The following is a 15,741-nucleotide window of genomic DNA, read 5'->3' as shown; positions in this document are numbered from 1 at the left end:
CTTCCGCCGGCGGGCGGCGATGGTTCAGGACGTGCGGTACACCATCGTGTCGCGGACGCTCCCTGCGTCGGTGACCACGAAGCCCTCCGATCGGTACAGGGTCCGCGCGAAGTTGTCCCGTTCCACGCTGAGGCTGAGCCGAGGGTGCCCCTGCTCGCGAGCGTGGACCACGAGACGTCGGAGCAACGTGCGCCCGACGCCGTGAGCACGCCAGATCGGCTGCACGCCGATGATGAGCTCCGGCACGGCGGTCCCGACGAATCCGAAACCCGCGTCATCCGGCGACAGCATGCGATACCACGCGGCGCCGATCGGGCGCCCGTCGGCATCGACGGCGAGGAAGCCGGCATCCGCCGGCCGCATCCATCCGGCCACATAGCGCCGGTGCTCGACCGCGGTGAGGATCTCGTGGCGTGGTCGTGCTCCGCCCGAACGCCAGTTCGCCGCCTCGACGACCATGTCGCCGAGGAAGCTCCCGTCCGCCTGTACGGCGGGTCGGATCGAGAAGACGTCCGGCATGAGGAGAGCGTACGCCGTCGGCGTTACAGCCGAGTGTCGGTCGACTGTGAACCCGCGAGCGCAGCTCCGATCACGCCTCGATGACGAGTGGGACGATCATCGGACGACGACGCAGCTTCTGGTTGACCCAGCGCCCGATCGTGCGGCGGATGACCTGAGAAAGCGCATGGGTGTCGCGCACGCCGTTGCCGGAGGCTTCCTTCAGCGCTGCGATGATCTTCGGCGTCACGTCGTCGAAGACGGAATCGTCTTCAGCGATGCCGCGCGCATGGATCTCGGGTCCCGAGATGATGCGCCCCGTCGCGGCGTCGACGACGACGATCACGGAGACGAAGCCCTCTTCGGCCAGGATCCGGCGGTCCTTGAGGTCGGCGTCGGTGATCGCGCCGACAGTCGAGCCGTCGACATAGACGAACCCGAGGTCGAGCTGACCTACGACGCGAGCGTCGCCGTCCTTCAGATCGATGACGGTGCCGTTCGAGGCGATGATCGTGCGCTCGGCGTCGATCCCCGTGTCCTGAGCCAGTTTCGCGTTCGCGATCAGGTGACGGTACTCGCCGTGGACGGGAAGCACGTTCTTGGGCTTGAGGATGTTGTAGCAGTAGATCAGCTCGCCGGCTGCGGCGTGCCCCGAGACGTGCACCTTGGCGTTGGCCTTGTGCACGACGTTCGCGCCGAGCTTGGTCAGTCCGTCGATCACGCGATACACGGCGTTCTCGTTCCCGGGAATCAGGCTCGAGGCCAGGATCACGGTGTCGCCCTCACCGGGCTCGATCGCGTGGTCGAGGTTGGCCATCCGGCTGAGGACGGCCATGGGCTCGCCCTGCGAGCCGGTGGACATGTAGACGATCTTGTCGTCGGGAAGGTCTCGCGCCTTCTTGTAGTCGATCAGCAGGCCGCTCGGCACCTTCAGGTAGCCCAGGTCCTCGGCGATCGTCATGTTGCGCAGCATGCTGCGCCCCAGCAGTGCCACCCGGCGCCCGTGCGCCGCTGCGGCGTCGAGGACCTGCTGCACCCGGTGCACATGGCTGGAGAAGCTCGCGACGATGACGCGCCTCGGAGCCTTGCCGATGACCTGGTCGAGCACGGGTCCGATCGAGCGCTCGGTGGGCGTGAACCCCGGCACGTCGGCGTTTGTCGAGTCGACGAGGAAGAGGTCGACTCCCTCCTCGCCCAGGCGGGCGAAGGCACGGAGGTCGGTGATGCGTCCGTCGAGCGGCAGCTGATCCATCTTGAAGTCGCCGGTCGCCAGCACGAGGCCGGCGGGGGTGCGGATCGCGACGGCGAGGGCATCGGGGATCGAGTGGTTGACCGCGACGAACTCGAGGTCGAACGGTCCGACCTTCTCGCGCTGCCCCTCTTTCACGGTGAGCGTGTACGCCTTGATGCGGTGTTCCTTGAGCTTCGCCTCGACGAGCGCGAGGGTGAGGCCGGAACCGATCACGGGGATGTCGCTCTTCAGACGGAGCAGATACGGGACCGCGCCGATGTGGTCTTCGTGCCCGTGGGTGAGGACGACGCCGACGATGTCGTCGAGGCGGCCCTTGATCGGCTCGAAGTCGGGCAGGATCAGGTCGACGCCCGGCTGGTGCTCCTCGGGGAAGAGCACGCCGCAGTCGACGATCAAGATCTTGCCGTCGAACTCGAAGATGGTCATGTTGCGACCGATCTCGCCGAGGCCGCCGAGTGGGGTGACCCGCAGCGTCCCCTCGTCGAGTGCTGCGGGTTCTGCGATCGGGGTGGACATGCTGTCTCCTCAGTCGGACACTCGACGCGTCCGTTCGTTCGTTGTGACGCGGCTCGCCGCGCCCGGTGTCAGCGGGTCGTGCCGTGCACCTTCGGCAGGGCACCGCCCGCGGCCGCGTTGCGGTCGGGGCGGAAGTTGGAGAAGTCTGCGCCGGGGACGTCCTTCACGAGATCGAGCTCGTCCTCGATGAGAGCGGCCTCCCACTCTTCGGGACCGACGAGCGGCAGACGGACGCGAGGGCTCGAGATACGGCCGAGCCCGTGCAGGATGTACTTCGCCGCGACGGTGCCCGGCACGTGCGTCATGACGGCGCGCACGAGCGGCTCGAGCCGCTTGTGCTCAGCGGTCGCGGTCGTGAGGTCGCCGCGGTTTACGGCATCGATGATGGTCCGGTACGGCGCTGCCGCGACATTCGCGGTCACCCCGATCAGACCGGTCGCGCCGATCGCGAGGTGCGGCAGCACGTTGGCGTCGTCACCCGAGAAGTACATGAGGTCGGTCTGATTCAAGACGCGGCTCACCTCGGAGAAGTCGCCCTTGGCGTCCTTCACGGCGAGGATGTTCGGGTGCTTCGCGAGCCGGAGGATGGTCTCGTACTTGATCGGCACGCCCGTGCGACCGGGGATGTCGTAGAGGATCACCGGGAGGTCGGTGGCATCGGCCACGAGCCGGAAGTGGGTCAGGATGCCGGCCTGCGTCGGCTTGTTGTAATACGGCGTGACGATCATGATGCCGTCTGCGCCGGCCTTCTCACTCGCCTTGTACAGCTCGATCGCGTGCGCGGTCTCGTTGGATCCGCCGCCCGTGATGATCTTGGCGCGGCCGGCGGATACCGACTTCCCGACCTCGACGAGCTTGAGCTTCTCGGGGTCCGTCAGGGTCGAGGTCTCGCCGGTCGTTCCCGTCACAACGATCCCGTCAGCACCGGCGGTGATGACGTCATCGATGTGCTTCTCGACGGCGGGCCAATCGACTTCGCCGTCGGCCGTCATCGGAGTGACGAGCGCGACGAGAACCTGTCCGAAAGGGTTGCCCGAGTGCGTCATGCCCCCAGCGTATCGGTTCGCGTGCCGCTCACCCAGACGGGGCCGGGCGGATGACGTCTCCGCGGGCGATCTCGATCTTCTCGCGGAGCACCAGACCGGACAGCTCTCCCACCGTCACCTCTTTCACGTGCTTCCGGAACATCTCGATGCCGGTGATCCGCGTCTGCGCCTGCAGAGCTCCGTCGCGCACCACCACGATGTCGTCATCCACTCGCAGCACGCCAGACGTGACCGTGCCCGTCGCCACTGTTCCGCGTCCGGTGATGGTGAAGACGTCCTCGACCAGGAACTCGGTCGACCCCGAGGGCACCGACAGCGAAGCGGGCGCCGGAACGCGAGTGCTGTCGCCCGTCGCCGTCTCCCCCGCGACGCCGGAGGTCATCGCAGCGAGTCGCGCGGCCTCCGCTTCGTTGTATCGGCGCAGCATCTCGTTGGCATCCTCAGAGTCGCGCTTGCGCCCGAACAACCATCCCATGCAGTCGATACTAGGGATCCGAATAGGCTCGACTCCATGGCATGGGTCACACGCGAGTCGTCGACGGTGTACGAGAACCGGTGGATCGAGGTGCGCGAGGACCAGGTCACCGGCCCCGCGGGCGACGGGATCTACGGTGTGGTGACAATGCGGCATCCGGCGGTCTTCGTGGTCGCGCTCGATGACGAGGACCGTGTCTGCCTCGTCTCCCTCGAGCGCTACACGACAGGCATCTCGGTCGAGGTGCCCGCCGGGGGAAGCGACGGCGAAGATCCGCTCGTGGCCGCGCAGCGAGAACTGCTCGAGGAGACGGGGTTCGTCGCCGACGAGTGGACGTCGCTCGGGACGATGAACGCGCTCAACGGGATCGCCCACGCACCCGAGCATGTGTTCCTCGCCCGCGCCATGACGCGGGCGGATGACTCGACGCACACCCGAGCGGAGGAGGGCATCGACGCCGTCACCTGGGTGCCTTTCTCCGAGGCGCTCAGCATGATCGCGGACGGCCGGATCACCGATGGAGAGACCGTGGCCGCGATCGCATACGCCGGCATCCGCCTCGGTAGATTCCGCTGATCCGCGCAGCGATCGCTCGCGCCGGAGTGCCGTCGGCGTTCAGATCAGACGCGGCCTCGTCGCGCGACACCGGCGGTCAGCGAGCTCGGCAGCAGACTCGCGATCGCCACGATCGCCTTGTAGCGCAGCGAGGGAATCGAGACCGCCTTGCCCCGTGCCGCATCCCGGAGCCCCTCACGCACCACGTCACGTGCGTCGAGCCACATGAACGCCGGAACACCCTCGTGCCCGGGTGCGAGCCCCATCCGCTCGTGGAACGACGTATGCGTGAAACCGGGGCACACCGCGGTCACGCTGACCCTGTCGGAGGCGTACTCGACGTTCGCCCAGCGGCTGAAGCCGATGAGCCAGCTCTTGCAGGCCGAGTAGGTCGAGCGGGAGATGAACCCGGCGACGGACGCGACGTTGATGATGCGGCCCCCGCGGCCGCGCATCGACCCGAGTGCCGCATGCATGAGACGCATCGACGCCTCGACGTGGACGCGGAGATGACGCACCTCGTCGTCGATGTCGTTGTCGGCGAACTGCAGCGGCAGGCCGAATCCGGCGTTGTTGATCAGCAGATCCACCGGATCGGAGGCGTCGCGGAGACGGTCGGCCACGCGGTCCACATCGGCGACCTCGGCGAGATCCGCGACGAGTACCTCGACTGCGATGCCGTATTCGCTGCGCAGCTCGGCGGCGACACTCTCGAGAGCGTCCGCCGACCGCGCGACGAGCACGAGGTCGGCGCGCCGACGGGCGAGCTGACGTGCGAACTCGACACCGAGTCCGGCGCTGGCACCTGTGATCAGTGCGGTGGGCATCAGCGCTCGTATCCGAGGAAGCGGTAGCGGATGCCGGAGCGGGACGTCTGCCACTCCCCCTCGTCGACGAGCCGCCACCCGGCCTTGGACGGCGCGTAGGCGTCACCCGTGACATCGATGTCGAGCTCTGTGACCTCGAGGCGGTCGGCGTCGCCGATCACGAGTCGGAAGATCTCGGCTCCGCCGATGATCCAGACCTTGTCATGGCCTCGCACCGCATCGGTCACGGCCGCCGCACGACGGGCACCTTCCGAGGACCAGTCCTGCTGGCGGGTGATGACGATGTTCTCGCGTCCGGGGAGCGGACGGAAACGCTCCGGAAGCGAGTCCCAGGTCTTCCGTCCCATGATCACGGGCGCGCCGAGCGTGATCTCCTTGAAATGCGCGAGATCCTCGGGGACGTTCCAGGGCATGCCACCCTCGGCTCCGATGACGCCGCCGTGGGCCTCCGCCCAGATCAGTCCGACCCACGTCATACCGCCACCGCCGCCCGGATCGGAGCGTGGTGCTGGTAGTCCTCGACAATGAAGTCGTCGTAGCCGTAGTCGAGGATCGACTCCGGCTTTCGAGCGAACCGCAGCGTCGGGTACGGGTATGCCTCGCGAGTCAGCTGCTCGTTCACCTGCTCGAGGTGGTTGTCGTAGATGTGGCAGTCGCCGCCCGTCCAGACGAAGTCGCCGGGCTCGAGTCCGACCTGCTGCGCCACCATGAGTGTGAGCAGGGCGTAGGACGCGATGTTGAAGGGGACGCCGAGGAAGAGATCGGCGCTGCGCTGATAGAGCTGGCAGGAGAGCTTGCCGTCTGCGACGTAGAACTGGAAGAGCGCATGGCAGGGAGCGAGCGCCATGTCAGGGATGTCCGCCGGGTTCCAGGCAGACACGATGAGTCGACGCGAGTCCGGAGTCTGACGGATCTGCTCGATCACCTGCGCGAGCTGATCGATGCTCTCGCCGTCGGGAGTCGGCCAGCTTCGCCACTGGACTCCGTAGACGGGGCCCAGATCTCCCGAGGCATCGGCCCACTCGTCCCAGATCGTGACGCCGTGGTCCTGCAGCCATTTCACGTTCGAGTCGCCCCTGAGGAACCACAGGAGTTCGTACGCGATCGACTTGAAGTGCACGCGCTTCGTCGTGATCAGGGGGAACCCCTGTGAGAGGTCGAAGCGGATCTGCCTGCCGAAGACACTGGTGGTCCCGGTGCCGGTTCGATCCGACTTGTGGGTGCCCGACTCCAGTACGTCTCGGAGAAGGTCTTCGTACGGCGTCGGGACGGCTGCGCTCATGTGTGCCAGACTACCCGCCCCGAGGACGGAAGAGTCGGATCGTCACGATGCGACACATCGTCCTCGACGCTCTCAGATCGCCGTATTGTCGAGCCATGTCTCCCGTGCTCGCCCTCGGTATCGCCGCAGCGCTGCTCGTGCTCGCCGTCGCCATCGGCGTCGTGCTGCGTCTGCTCGACGGACGGCGTCGCCGCGGCGGTCACCTGCGTTTCGATCCGGTCGATGCCGGTGACTCGCAGCTGGGCGCCCGAGCGACCTTCGTGCAGTTCAGCACGGAGATGTGCACTCGCTGTCCTCAGGTGCGGCGGATGCTGAGCGGCTACGCCGCCGAGACGGACGGGCTGAACCATGTCGAGGTCGATCTGACGCATCGGCCGGATCTGTCGGCCCGCTACAGGGTCCTGCAGACACCGACGACATTCGTCGTCGACGGTTCAGGCGCCGTCCGCGCACGATTCCACGGCGTGCCGCACCGTCACGCACTGAGCGAAGCGCTGGCCGCCGTATGAGACAGACGAGGACGGAACGCAGATGACCACACCCGCAGGCATCGACCCGCGCGGGCCGCGCTTCGCAGCGACGATCACGACGGTGCTGCTGCTCGTCGCGACGTTCCTCGGGCTCATCGGCATCTCGACCGCCAGGACGTTCGGCTGGTTCGCCTATCAACCGCTGGCGTCAGCCGACCTGGACTCGGACACCTGGGCTGTCAGCTCGGCGACGCTCACACAGCGCGCGCTGGACCCGGCGTTCCTCCTCACCGTCGTGATCGCCTTGCTGTTCCTGTGGGGTGTGCTGTCGCCGAGGACCGCGCCCTGGGGTGTGCTCTTCCGAAGGCTGGTGCGTCCGAGACTGGCACCTCCGAGCGAGCTCGAGGACCCGCGCCCTCCCCGCTTCGCTCAGGGGGTCGGTCTCTTCGTCGTGACGATCGGTCTCCTGCTGCATCTCGCCGGCGTGCCCTGGGCGCTGCCCATCTCGACCGCTGCCGCCTTCATCGCGGCGTTCCTCAACGCCGCGTTCTCGTTCTGCCTCGGCTGCCAGATCTATCTGCTGCTGCAACGAGCAGGCGTCATCGGCCGCGCTGCCTCCGCCTGAGGCTGCGGTTCCGCCGCGAGCGACCGGTCGATAGGCTGGCCGAACACGCGATCCGCACATCGAGCAGCGCGCGAGACAACGGAGGAATCATGCCCGTCACCAGCGAAGCCACCACCACCTGGACCGGATCCCTCGCAGAGGGCTCGGGCACAGTCGCGTTCTCCTCGTCGAAGCTCGGCACCTTCCCGATCAACTGGAAGGCTCGCAGCGAGGGCAGCGACACCACCACCACCCCTGAAGAGCTGATCGCCGCGGCTCACGCCTCGTGCTTCAGCATGGCGCTGTCTCACGCGCTCTCGGAGAACGGCACTCCGCCGGAGCGCGTCAACACGAGCGCGTCGGTCACCTTCAAGCCCGGGGTCGGAATCAGCGGGAGCCACCTGAACGTCAACGCCGTCGTTCCGGGGCTCTCCCCCGAGGACTTCCAGAGGATCGCCGCTGAGGCGAAGGTCGGCTGCCCGGTCTCCCAGGCGCTGGCCGGCATCGAGATCACGCTCGAAGCCACGCTCGCCTGAATCGGATCAGCCGCGAGCGACGCGAATAGCCTCGCGGATGCTGGCGCGGGCGTCCTTGCGGCGCCCCGCCGCATCCTGAACCACACCGAGTCGGTACCGCGCGCGCCAGTCAGCCGGCGCGGCGTCCGCTTCCTCCGCATACCTCGCGATGAGCGGGTCGGCATCGGCTCGGGCGATCCGACCGCTGGGGGTGAGTTCGGACTCCGCCTCAGGCATTCCCCCTTCGGCATCGAGCGCGCGCCCCAGCCGATCGGCCGCGAACCCGAACTGCATCTCGCGGACGAGCGCCCAGGCGCCGATCGGAGCGAGCACGATCAACGCCACACCCATGCCGATCGACACCGGTGTCGCGACGGCGAAGAACATCACGGCCAGCCACACGGAGACCGCCAGATAGACCAGAAGCGCCGCGGCCATCAGACCGACGCCGATGCGCGACATCACGAGCGGATGCCGATATCGATCATGCTCTCCAGCCCGACGAAGACCCCGTTCGCCTGAGCCGCGAACGGGACCGCCAGACGGATGCCCGGAGCGTACGCGAGCGCCGGCTCTACCGTGTCGTGAGTGAACGTCAGGGATTCGCCCGGCCCTGAGAGGATGACCTCCTGCTTGGCGATGACGCCGGGGCGCCGGAGCGAATGGATCGGCACGCTGCCCACCTGCTGCCCCCTCGCACGCTGGTCGGCATGCGGAGCACTGACGGGACCCTGCTCGGCACGAGCCGCGGCGATGAGTTCCGCGGTGCGCACCGCGGTGCCGCTCGGAGAGTCGACTTTCGCCGCGTGATGAGCCTCGACGATCTCCGCCGATCCGAAGAACGGCGCAGCTGCCGCAGCCAGCGCTGAGCCCAGCACCGATCCCAGCGAGAAGTTCGGGATGAAGACAGCCCCGGTTCCGGCGTTCTCGACCAGCGGACGCACCAGAGCGATGCGCTCCGTGGACCACCCGGAGGTCGCGACCAGGACGTTGATCTGGCGTTCCACCGCAGCGCGCACGACATCGACGCTCACCTGAGGCGTGGTGGCGTCGATCACGAGATCCGCCCCGTCGAGTTCAGCGAGGTCGCTCCGAGAGGTGAGCACGCGACTCACCTCGAAGCCCTCGAGCCCGTCGATCACCGCACCGATGATCGATCCGAGCTTCCCGGTTCCGCCGACGAGTGCTACCTGCGTGGTCATGCGTTCAGTCTATTTCTCGGGGGCACCACGACCGACGCGGCGGGCCGGGGTATCGGGAATCAGACCGACATCGCGTCAGGGATGCCGGTGCGCAGCTCGAACGGAAGATGCCCGGTGTCGTTGTGGGTGAGCAGCGTCCACGGACGCCCCTGCTTCTGCGCGATCACGGTCAGCCCGCAATGCGCCTGATTGAGAGTCATCCATCGCCACTCCGGTGCGCCGAGGACCTCCCGCACGAACCAAGAGATCACGAAGTTGTGGGTGATGAGCACCTCGTGCACGTCGCCCGGCTTGCGCACCAGGAACTCGTTGACCGCGTCGAACATCTGTGCACGGCCGGCGTCGAGCTCAGCCTCGGTGACCGAGCCGAAGAACGGCTCGTACGCGGCAGGCGTCTCGTCGGTCATTCCCGTGGGTACGCAGTCGAAGAGGAGCGCGGTCGGTTCGGGGTCGACCGACGGGAGTCGGTGCGCGATCGCCCGTGCCGTCTCGTTCGCGCGCAGGAGAGGCGAATGCCACACGGCATCGAGCGGAAGTCCGGAGAGCCGGTCGGCGATGAGTTCGGCCTGACGCTGCCCGCGTGGCGACAGGGGGCCGTCGGCGAGACCGTGTTCGGCGTCCTGATGTTCACCGTGTCTGACCAGATATATGTAATGCGTCACAAACTCGCTCGCTTCATCGACAGCATCCGCCGGGATTCACTCCACCCTATGCCAGGTCTGTGACAGAGGCGTTACGACGCTCAGTTGCCGGCGCGGGTGAGTTCGGCGACCTGTGCGCGCGAGAGCGTGACGCCGGCGCCCTGCATCAGCTCGTCGACATGGTCGGTCGCGAAGGTGTTGACGATCGGTGCCGCGATCGTGCGCTGCGCGAGCAGCCAAGCGATCGACACGGCTGCCACCGGAACCTCGAGTTCGATCGCCACCTGGTCGAGAGCGCGCAGGATCTTCGTGCCACGACGGTTGAGGTGACCACGCAGCTGCTCCCCGCGCACGCCCTGCGAGGTGAGCGCCTTGCTGCGGTGCCTGCCGGACAGGAAGCCGTGCTCGAGAGCGTGCGACGGCGTGACTGCGAGGCTCTGCGCGCCGGCGACGAGACGCAGATCGCCCTCGAACGGCTGACGACGGATGAGGTTGTACGGGGAATCGATCACCTCGATGCGCGGGTACCCCGCGGATGCGAGGATGCGCGCCTCGACGAGCCGCTCGGGTGCGAATCCATACGCCCCGAGGGCGCCGATCTTGCCTGCGTCGATCATCCACTCGACGGTCGCGAGGGTGTCTTCGAGGTTCGTCGTCCGGTCGAGCGTCGCGTCGAGATACAGCACGTCGATACGGTCGACGCCCAGACGCGTCAGCGAGCCTTCGACCGCGCGCACGAGGTTCACCGAGCCGAGACCCGGGTTGTCTGCGTGGGCGCCGATCCGCACACTCAACAGGGCGCGATCACGTCGCCCCCTGGACTGCAGCCACTGGCCGATGATGTGCTCGCTGCGTCCGCCGGAGAACCCGTCTGCCGTGTGGATCGCGTTGCCGCCGAACTCGACGTAGCGGTCGAGGATCCCGTGGCTCGTCTCGAGATCGACGTTCCAGCCGAACTCGGCCGCGCCGAGCATCAGCGGGAAGGTCTCGAGTCCGGTCTCGCCGAGAGGTACGCGGATGCTCTCTCCTATTCCCGGGCCGACGATGGGTATGGGCGCGGAGGGGTGCTCTGCCGCGCCCTGCTGCGCACGCTCCACCGACGCTCCTGCGCCTACGCCGAACAACCGCATATCCTCACCCCCGTCGATCGGTGCGTACCGACCTACGTCACTGCCTCGAATGCACCCCCCGGTGCGTACTTTCGAGAGTAAGCGAGATCCGCGAACGCGCTGACCAATCCAGGGAACGGCGCGAGAACTTCCGATAACGGTTTGGTCACATCGGATACGACGAAGCCCGAGCCGTCCGCGAGGACGACCCGGGCTTCGTCAAGAAGCGCCGTCGATTACTCGGCTGCGGCCTCTTCGCCTGAAGCTGCGTCCGCTGCGGGAGCGTCATCGAGCACGGGCTCGAGCGACAGCTTGCCGCGGTCGTCGATCTTCGTGATCTTCACGAGGATCTTCTGGCCGACCGAGAGCACGTCGTCGACGTTCTCGACGCGCTTGCCACCGGCGAGCTTGCGCACCTCGGTGACGTGCAGCAGGCCGTCCTTGCCAGGAAGCAGCGAGACGAATGCACCGAACGTCGCGATCTTGACGACGGTTCCGAGGAACTGCTCGCCCACCTCGGGGTTGGTCGGGTTGGCGATCGCGTTGACCTGGGCACGGGCGGCCTCGGCCGAGGGGCCGTCGGTCGCGCCGATGTAGACGGTGCCGTCCTCCTCGATGGAGATCTGCGCACCGGTCTCGTCCTGGATCGCGTTGATCGTCTTGCCCTTCGGGCCGATCAGCTCGCCGATCTTGTCGACCGGGATCTGCACGCTGATGACGCGAGGCGCGGTCGGCGCCATCTCGTCGGGAGCGTCGATCGCGGCGTTCAGGACGTTGAGGATCGTCAGACGAGCGTCGCGGGCCTGCGTGAGCGCACCCGCGAGGACCGACGTCGGGATGCCGTCGAGCTTCGTGTCGAGCTGGATGGCGGTGATGAACTCACCGGTGCCCGCGACCTTGAAGTCCATGTCACCCAGAGCGTCTTCCGCACCGAGGATGTCGGTCAGCGCCGCGTAGCGGGTCTCACCGTCGACCTCATCGGAGACGAGACCCATGGCGATGCCGGCGACGGGTGCGCGCAGCGGCACGCCCGCGTTCAGCAGCGACAGGGTCGACGCGCAGACAGAACCCATCGAGGTCGAGCCGTTGGAGCTCAGCGCCTCGGAGACCTGACGGATCGCGTAGGGGAACTCCTCGCGGCTCGGCAGAACCGGCACGAGGGCGCGCTCGGCGAGGAAGCCGTGCCCGATCTCGCGACGCTTCGGCGAGCCGACACGGCCGGTCTCACCGGTCGAGTACGGCGGGAAGTTGTAGTGGTGCATGTAGCGCTTGCTCGTGACGGGCGACAGCGAGTCGATCTGCTGCTCCATCTTGAGCATGTTCAGCGTGGTGACACCCAGGATCTGGGTCTCGCCGCGCTGGAAGATCGCGGAACCGTGCACGCGCGGGATGACCTGCACCTCGGCGTCGAGCGGACGGATGTCCGCCAGGCCACGACCGTCGATGCGCGCGCCCTCGGTGAGGATGCGGCCGCGGACGATCTTCTTCGTGACGGACTTGTACGCCGCGGAGAACTCGAGCGGGGCGGCGGCAGGAAGGTTGCCCGCCTCGGTCGCCTCGATGAGCTCGGCCCGGACGCGGTCCTTGATCGCGTCGTCCGACGTCTGACGCTCGACCTTGTCGGCGATCTGGTAGACGCCGACGAGGTCGTCGTAGGAACGGCCTGCGACGAAGTCGTAGACCTCCTGGCTGTATGCCGGGAAGACCGGGTAGACGCCCGGCTCCTTGGACGAGGTCGCTGCCAGCTCTGCCTGAGCCTTCACGAGCTGAGCGATGAACGGCTTCGCTGCCTCGAGTCCCTGCGCGACGATGGTCTCGTCGGGCTTCGTGGCGCCGGCCTTGATCAGGTTCCAGCTGCCCTCGGTGGCCTCAGCCTCGACCATCATGATCGCGACGTCTTCGGTGCCATCGGACTTGGTGACGACGCGGCCGGCGACGATCAGGTCGAACACGGCCTCCGACACCTGCTCGGCGTTCGGGAACGCGACCCACTGGTCGGCGTGCTCGCCGTGACCGGGGATGAACGCGAGGCGCACGCCGGCGACGGGACCAGAGAACGGAAGGCCCGAGATCTGGGTCGACGCCGAAGCGGCGTTGATCGCGAGAGCGTCGTAGAACTCTCCCGGAGCGATCGACATCACGGTGATGACGACCTGGACCTCGTTGCGCAGACCGTCGACGAACGACGGGCGCAGCGGACGGTCGATCAGACGGCAGACGAGGATCGCCTCGGTGGAGGGGCGACCTTCACGACGGAAGAACGAACCGGGGATCTTGCCTGCGGCGTACGAGCGCTCTTCGACATCGACCGTCAGCGGGAAGAAGTCGAAGCCCTCGCGGGGGTGCTTGCCCGCGCTGGTGGCCGAGAGGAGCATGGTCTCGCCGTCGAGGTACGCGGCGACTGCGCCCTGAGCCTGCTGCGCGAGGCGGCCGGTCTCGAAGCGGATGGTGCGGGTGCCGAAGCGGCCGTTGTCGAGAACGGCCTCGGTGGCGGTGATTTCAGGACCTTCCAAGAGGTCTCTCCTTCTTTGTTTAGACTCGCGAGTCCGTGTGACGCGCGAGCGCATTCATGAAGGAGCGGGTTCTGACGGATATGGGCGCGCGGGCATTCCCGCGAATCTCACCTGCGCTGGCCACCAGTAGAAAGCCACCCGACGTCGCGCCGAGGAACCCACCACAGGGGACCAGCTCTCCGCCGATCGCTCCATGAGTCGATATGAAATTGTCCGGTCGACATACGCCGACCGCGTCCAGCCTATCAGCGGGGCATTGAAAGTCCTCGCTCCGGCTGTCTTTCCACGCCGCGACAGCCCGGAAGTCAGCCGACCGTGACATCGCTCGGGGCGCTCGATCGCCCGAGATAGACGTAGTCGTCGTGCTTCGCGACCCGCCCGTCTCCCGCCGTGCGTCCGTGCAGTCGTCGCCATACCCATGGCAACGCGTGCCGACGCCACCAGAGCCCCGCCCCGATCGGCTCGTTCTCGTGCAGAGCCGCGTCCAGGGCTCCGAGGGCGTCGGCATGCGGCACGGCGAGCATCTCCCCCGCCCGGTACGCGAGGAATCTATGTCCTCGGCTGCTCAGGTGCACGAGGTCCTCACCCCAGTTCGGGCGGTCGGGGAGCGAGGGGTGCAGGTCCGTGTCGATCAGGATCGCGCCGGTGCGTGCCGCGACGCCCGTGAGTGCCGTGGCGAACGCCGCGAACCGCTTCGTGTACATCGCGGCCGCGCGCCGACGGGGAAGGAACGGTGTGACGAGGAGGACATCCGCTCCGGTGCTCCGGAGGCGCGTGACCGCACCCTCGAGCTCTGCGGCGAGCGCCGCCACGTCGACGTGGGGCTTCACGAGGTCATTGGCCCCGATGAGGATCGACACGAGATCCGGTTCGAGTTCGAGTGCCCGGGGAAGCTGCGTGGCGCACACGTCGCGCACGCGCTTGGACCTGATGGCGAGGTTCGCGTAGTGGAGCCCCCCTCGTGCGGCGAGCAGAAGCGCGAGTCGGTCAGCCCATCCGCGCAGCGCTCCGTCCGGTGCAGGGTCGCACAGTCCCTCGGTGAGCGAGTCTCCCAACGCCACGTATCGCTGCCAGCGACGCGCGTCGACGGGCACACTGGGCTCCGGGCGCGCCAGACGGCGAGCGCGCAGTCCGGCATCCACAGCACGGAGCTCTCGTGCCTCGTCGAAATGTCCCAGCAGCTGATCGCAGATGCTCGACCAGCTGCGCCCCTGCACCGCCGCGAGTCCTGCTTCGCCGAAAGCCCGGCGTTTGCGCGCGTCTCCGGTGAGATCGGCGACGCGCATGCGCAGGTCGTCGAGATCGCCCGGCCGATAGAGCCATCCGTCGATCCCCATGCGCACGAGGCCGAGGGGACCGCCGCGTCCGGTGGCGATGACGGGCACCCCGCTCGCGTGCGCCTCCTGCAGGGTCTGGCCGAAGGTCTCGCTCTCCCCCGGGTGCACGAACACGTCGAACGATGCCATCGCTTCCGCGAGTGCATCGCCCTCGAGGTGCCCGAGGAAGAGAGCGCCAGGCAGCAGCGCTTCGAGCCTGGGCCTGCTCGGGCCGTCACCGACGATGACGAGACGCGTCCCCGGGATCGTCTGCAGCACACCCAGGTCCTCGACCTGCTTCTCCGGGGCGAGTCGGCCCACATAGCCGATCACGACCTCCGACCCCCACTCCGCGCGCAGTGTCACGCTGCGTCGGTCGGGTCGGAAACGCTCAGCATCGACGCCTCTGCCCCACCGGCGGATGCGATCGACACCGAGTTCGGCGAGCTGCTGCGCCGAATCAGCCGATGGTGCGAGCGTCAGGGTCGCCCGCCGGTGGAGCCGAGCGATGTGCGACTGCGCGACGCCCGTCGCCGCGGGGATGCGGTACCTCTGCGTGTACGCCGCCACATCGGTCTGGTACGCGGCGACCGATGCCACGCCGAGGTGTTCCGCGGCGAGCGCGCCTCGCCAGCCGAGGGCGAAGGGCGAGGCCAGATGAACGACATCCGGACCGAAACGGCGCAGCGATGCCGCGACCTGGCGTGCCGGCGAGGTGCCCACCCGCACGTTGCGGTAGCCGGGGAGCGCGAGGCTGGGCATGGACTCGACCTCGGCGCCGTGGACCCGAGCGGGCATGCCGACCGCATCGGGTGCGATCACGTGCGCATCATGGCCTGCGCGTTCGAGGTGGCCGAGGATCTGCAGCACGGATCCGGTGACACCGTTCATGTGCGGAAGGAAGGACTCTGTCACGATCG

General features: G+C 67.6%; 17 protein-coding genes. 4 read left to right on the top strand and 13 right to left on the bottom strand.

The window, feature by feature from the left end; translation table 11 throughout:
- Positions 1-24: 24 nt before the first annotated feature.
- The 4 genes from ASF87_RS13585 to ASF87_RS17535 form a co-directional block, all read right to left on the bottom strand.
- The gene (locus tag ASF87_RS13585; RefSeq protein WP_056376619.1) at positions 25-519 is read right to left on the bottom strand and encodes a GNAT family N-acetyltransferase; all 495 of its coding nucleotides are present in this window, start codon (positions 517-519) and stop codon (positions 25-27) included.
- Positions 520-589: 70 nt separating this feature from the next.
- Positions 590-2,266 (bottom strand): ribonuclease J, encoded by a 1,677-nt coding sequence (locus ASF87_RS13580; protein ID WP_042541777.1) that lies wholly within the window; start codon positions 2,264-2,266, stop codon positions 590-592.
- Between the two features lie 68 nt (positions 2,267-2,334).
- Positions 2,335-3,312, bottom strand: coding sequence for a 4-hydroxy-tetrahydrodipicolinate synthase (gene dapA, locus ASF87_RS13575; protein WP_042541778.1), 978 nt, complete (start codon positions 3,310-3,312; stop codon positions 2,335-2,337).
- Positions 3,313-3,340: 28 nt separating this feature from the next.
- The gene (locus tag ASF87_RS17535; protein ID WP_082508924.1) at positions 3,341-3,787 is read right to left on the bottom strand and encodes an EF-Tu/IF-2/RF-3 family GTPase; all 447 of its coding nucleotides are present in this window, start codon (positions 3,785-3,787) and stop codon (positions 3,341-3,343) included.
- A 36-nt stretch (positions 3,788-3,823) separates the two neighbouring features.
- Between ASF87_RS17535 and ASF87_RS13565 the strand changes: the two genes are divergently transcribed.
- Positions 3,824-4,363 (top strand): NUDIX domain-containing protein, encoded by a 540-nt coding sequence (locus ASF87_RS13565; protein ID WP_056376618.1) that lies wholly within the window; start codon positions 3,824-3,826, stop codon positions 4,361-4,363.
- 44 nt (positions 4,364-4,407) lie between these two features.
- Here ASF87_RS13565 and ASF87_RS13560 read toward each other — a convergent pair whose 3' ends face one another.
- Genes ASF87_RS13560 through ASF87_RS13550 form a run of 3 tightly spaced genes read right to left on the bottom strand, consistent with a single transcriptional unit; the run spans position 4,408 to position 6,451 of the window.
- A complete protein-coding gene (locus ASF87_RS13560) occupies positions 4,408-5,169 on the bottom strand; it encodes an SDR family NAD(P)-dependent oxidoreductase (protein ID WP_056376617.1) in 762 nt (253 codons plus the stop codon).
- On the bottom strand, positions 5,169-5,645 hold the full coding sequence (locus tag ASF87_RS13555; RefSeq protein ID WP_056376616.1) for a dihydrofolate reductase: 477 nt from the start codon (positions 5,643-5,645) through the stop codon (positions 5,169-5,171). Before ASF87_RS13555 ends, ASF87_RS13560 begins: the two co-directional genes overlap by 1 nt.
- On the bottom strand, positions 5,642-6,451 hold the full coding sequence (locus tag ASF87_RS13550; protein WP_042541782.1) for a thymidylate synthase: 810 nt from the start codon (positions 6,449-6,451) through the stop codon (positions 5,642-5,644). The genes ASF87_RS13555 and ASF87_RS13550 overlap by 4 nt, the downstream gene beginning before the upstream one ends.
- A 95-nt stretch (positions 6,452-6,546) precedes the next feature.
- On the opposite strand from ASF87_RS13550, the gene ASF87_RS13545 reads away from it, so the two are divergent.
- The 3 genes from ASF87_RS13545 (at position 6,547) to ASF87_RS13535 (ending at position 8,061) form a co-directional block, all read left to right on the top strand.
- Positions 6,547-6,960: a thioredoxin family protein gene (locus ASF87_RS13545; RefSeq protein WP_042541783.1), complete on the top strand. Its 414-nt coding sequence runs from the start codon at positions 6,547-6,549 to the stop codon at positions 6,958-6,960.
- A gap of 22 nt (positions 6,961-6,982) precedes the next feature.
- A complete protein-coding gene (locus ASF87_RS13540) occupies positions 6,983-7,546 on the top strand; it encodes a DUF4395 domain-containing protein (protein WP_056376615.1) in 564 nt (187 codons plus the stop codon).
- An 89-nt stretch (positions 7,547-7,635) separates the two neighbouring features.
- The gene (locus tag ASF87_RS13535; protein ID WP_042541785.1) at positions 7,636-8,061 is read left to right on the top strand and encodes an OsmC family peroxiredoxin; all 426 of its coding nucleotides are present in this window, start codon (positions 7,636-7,638) and stop codon (positions 8,059-8,061) included.
- A 6-nt stretch (positions 8,062-8,067) separates the two neighbouring features.
- On the opposite strand, the gene ASF87_RS13530 is transcribed toward ASF87_RS13535, so the two are convergent.
- The 6 genes from ASF87_RS13530 to ASF87_RS13505 form a co-directional block, all read right to left on the bottom strand.
- The gene (locus ASF87_RS13530; RefSeq protein WP_056376614.1) at positions 8,068-8,502 is read right to left on the bottom strand and encodes a hypothetical protein; all 435 of its coding nucleotides are present in this window, start codon (positions 8,500-8,502) and stop codon (positions 8,068-8,070) included.
- Positions 8,502-9,242: a 4-hydroxy-tetrahydrodipicolinate reductase gene (gene dapB / locus ASF87_RS13525; protein WP_042541787.1), complete on the bottom strand. Its 741-nt coding sequence runs from the start codon at positions 9,240-9,242 to the stop codon at positions 8,502-8,504. The genes ASF87_RS13530 and dapB overlap by 1 nt, the downstream gene beginning before the upstream one ends.
- 59 nt (positions 9,243-9,301) lie before the next feature.
- On the bottom strand, positions 9,302-9,904 hold the full coding sequence (locus ASF87_RS13520; protein WP_042541788.1) for a histidine phosphatase family protein: 603 nt from the start codon (positions 9,902-9,904) through the stop codon (positions 9,302-9,304).
- An 80-nt stretch (positions 9,905-9,984) separates the two neighbouring features.
- On the bottom strand, positions 9,985-11,013 hold the full coding sequence (locus ASF87_RS13515) for an aldo/keto reductase (protein WP_056376613.1): 1,029 nt from the start codon (positions 11,011-11,013) through the stop codon (positions 9,985-9,987).
- Between the two features lie 215 nt (positions 11,014-11,228).
- Entirely contained in the window at positions 11,229-13,505 is a 2,277-nt protein-coding gene (locus ASF87_RS13510; RefSeq protein WP_042541790.1) for a polyribonucleotide nucleotidyltransferase, read from the bottom strand.
- Between the two features lie 305 nt (positions 13,506-13,810).
- Entirely contained in the window at positions 13,811-15,736 is a 1,926-nt protein-coding gene (locus tag ASF87_RS13505) for a GDSL-type esterase/lipase family protein (RefSeq protein ID WP_235558965.1), read from the bottom strand.
- Positions 15,737-15,741: the final 5 nt, after the last annotated feature.

It is taken from the genome of Microbacterium sp. Leaf161 (assembly GCF_001423645.1).
In the GTDB taxonomy this organism is placed as follows: domain Bacteria; phylum Actinomycetota; class Actinomycetes; order Actinomycetales; family Microbacteriaceae; genus Microbacterium; species Microbacterium forte.
The sequence above is the reverse complement of the archived record's forward strand: the minus strand, read 5'-3'. Positions and strand labels throughout refer to the sequence as shown.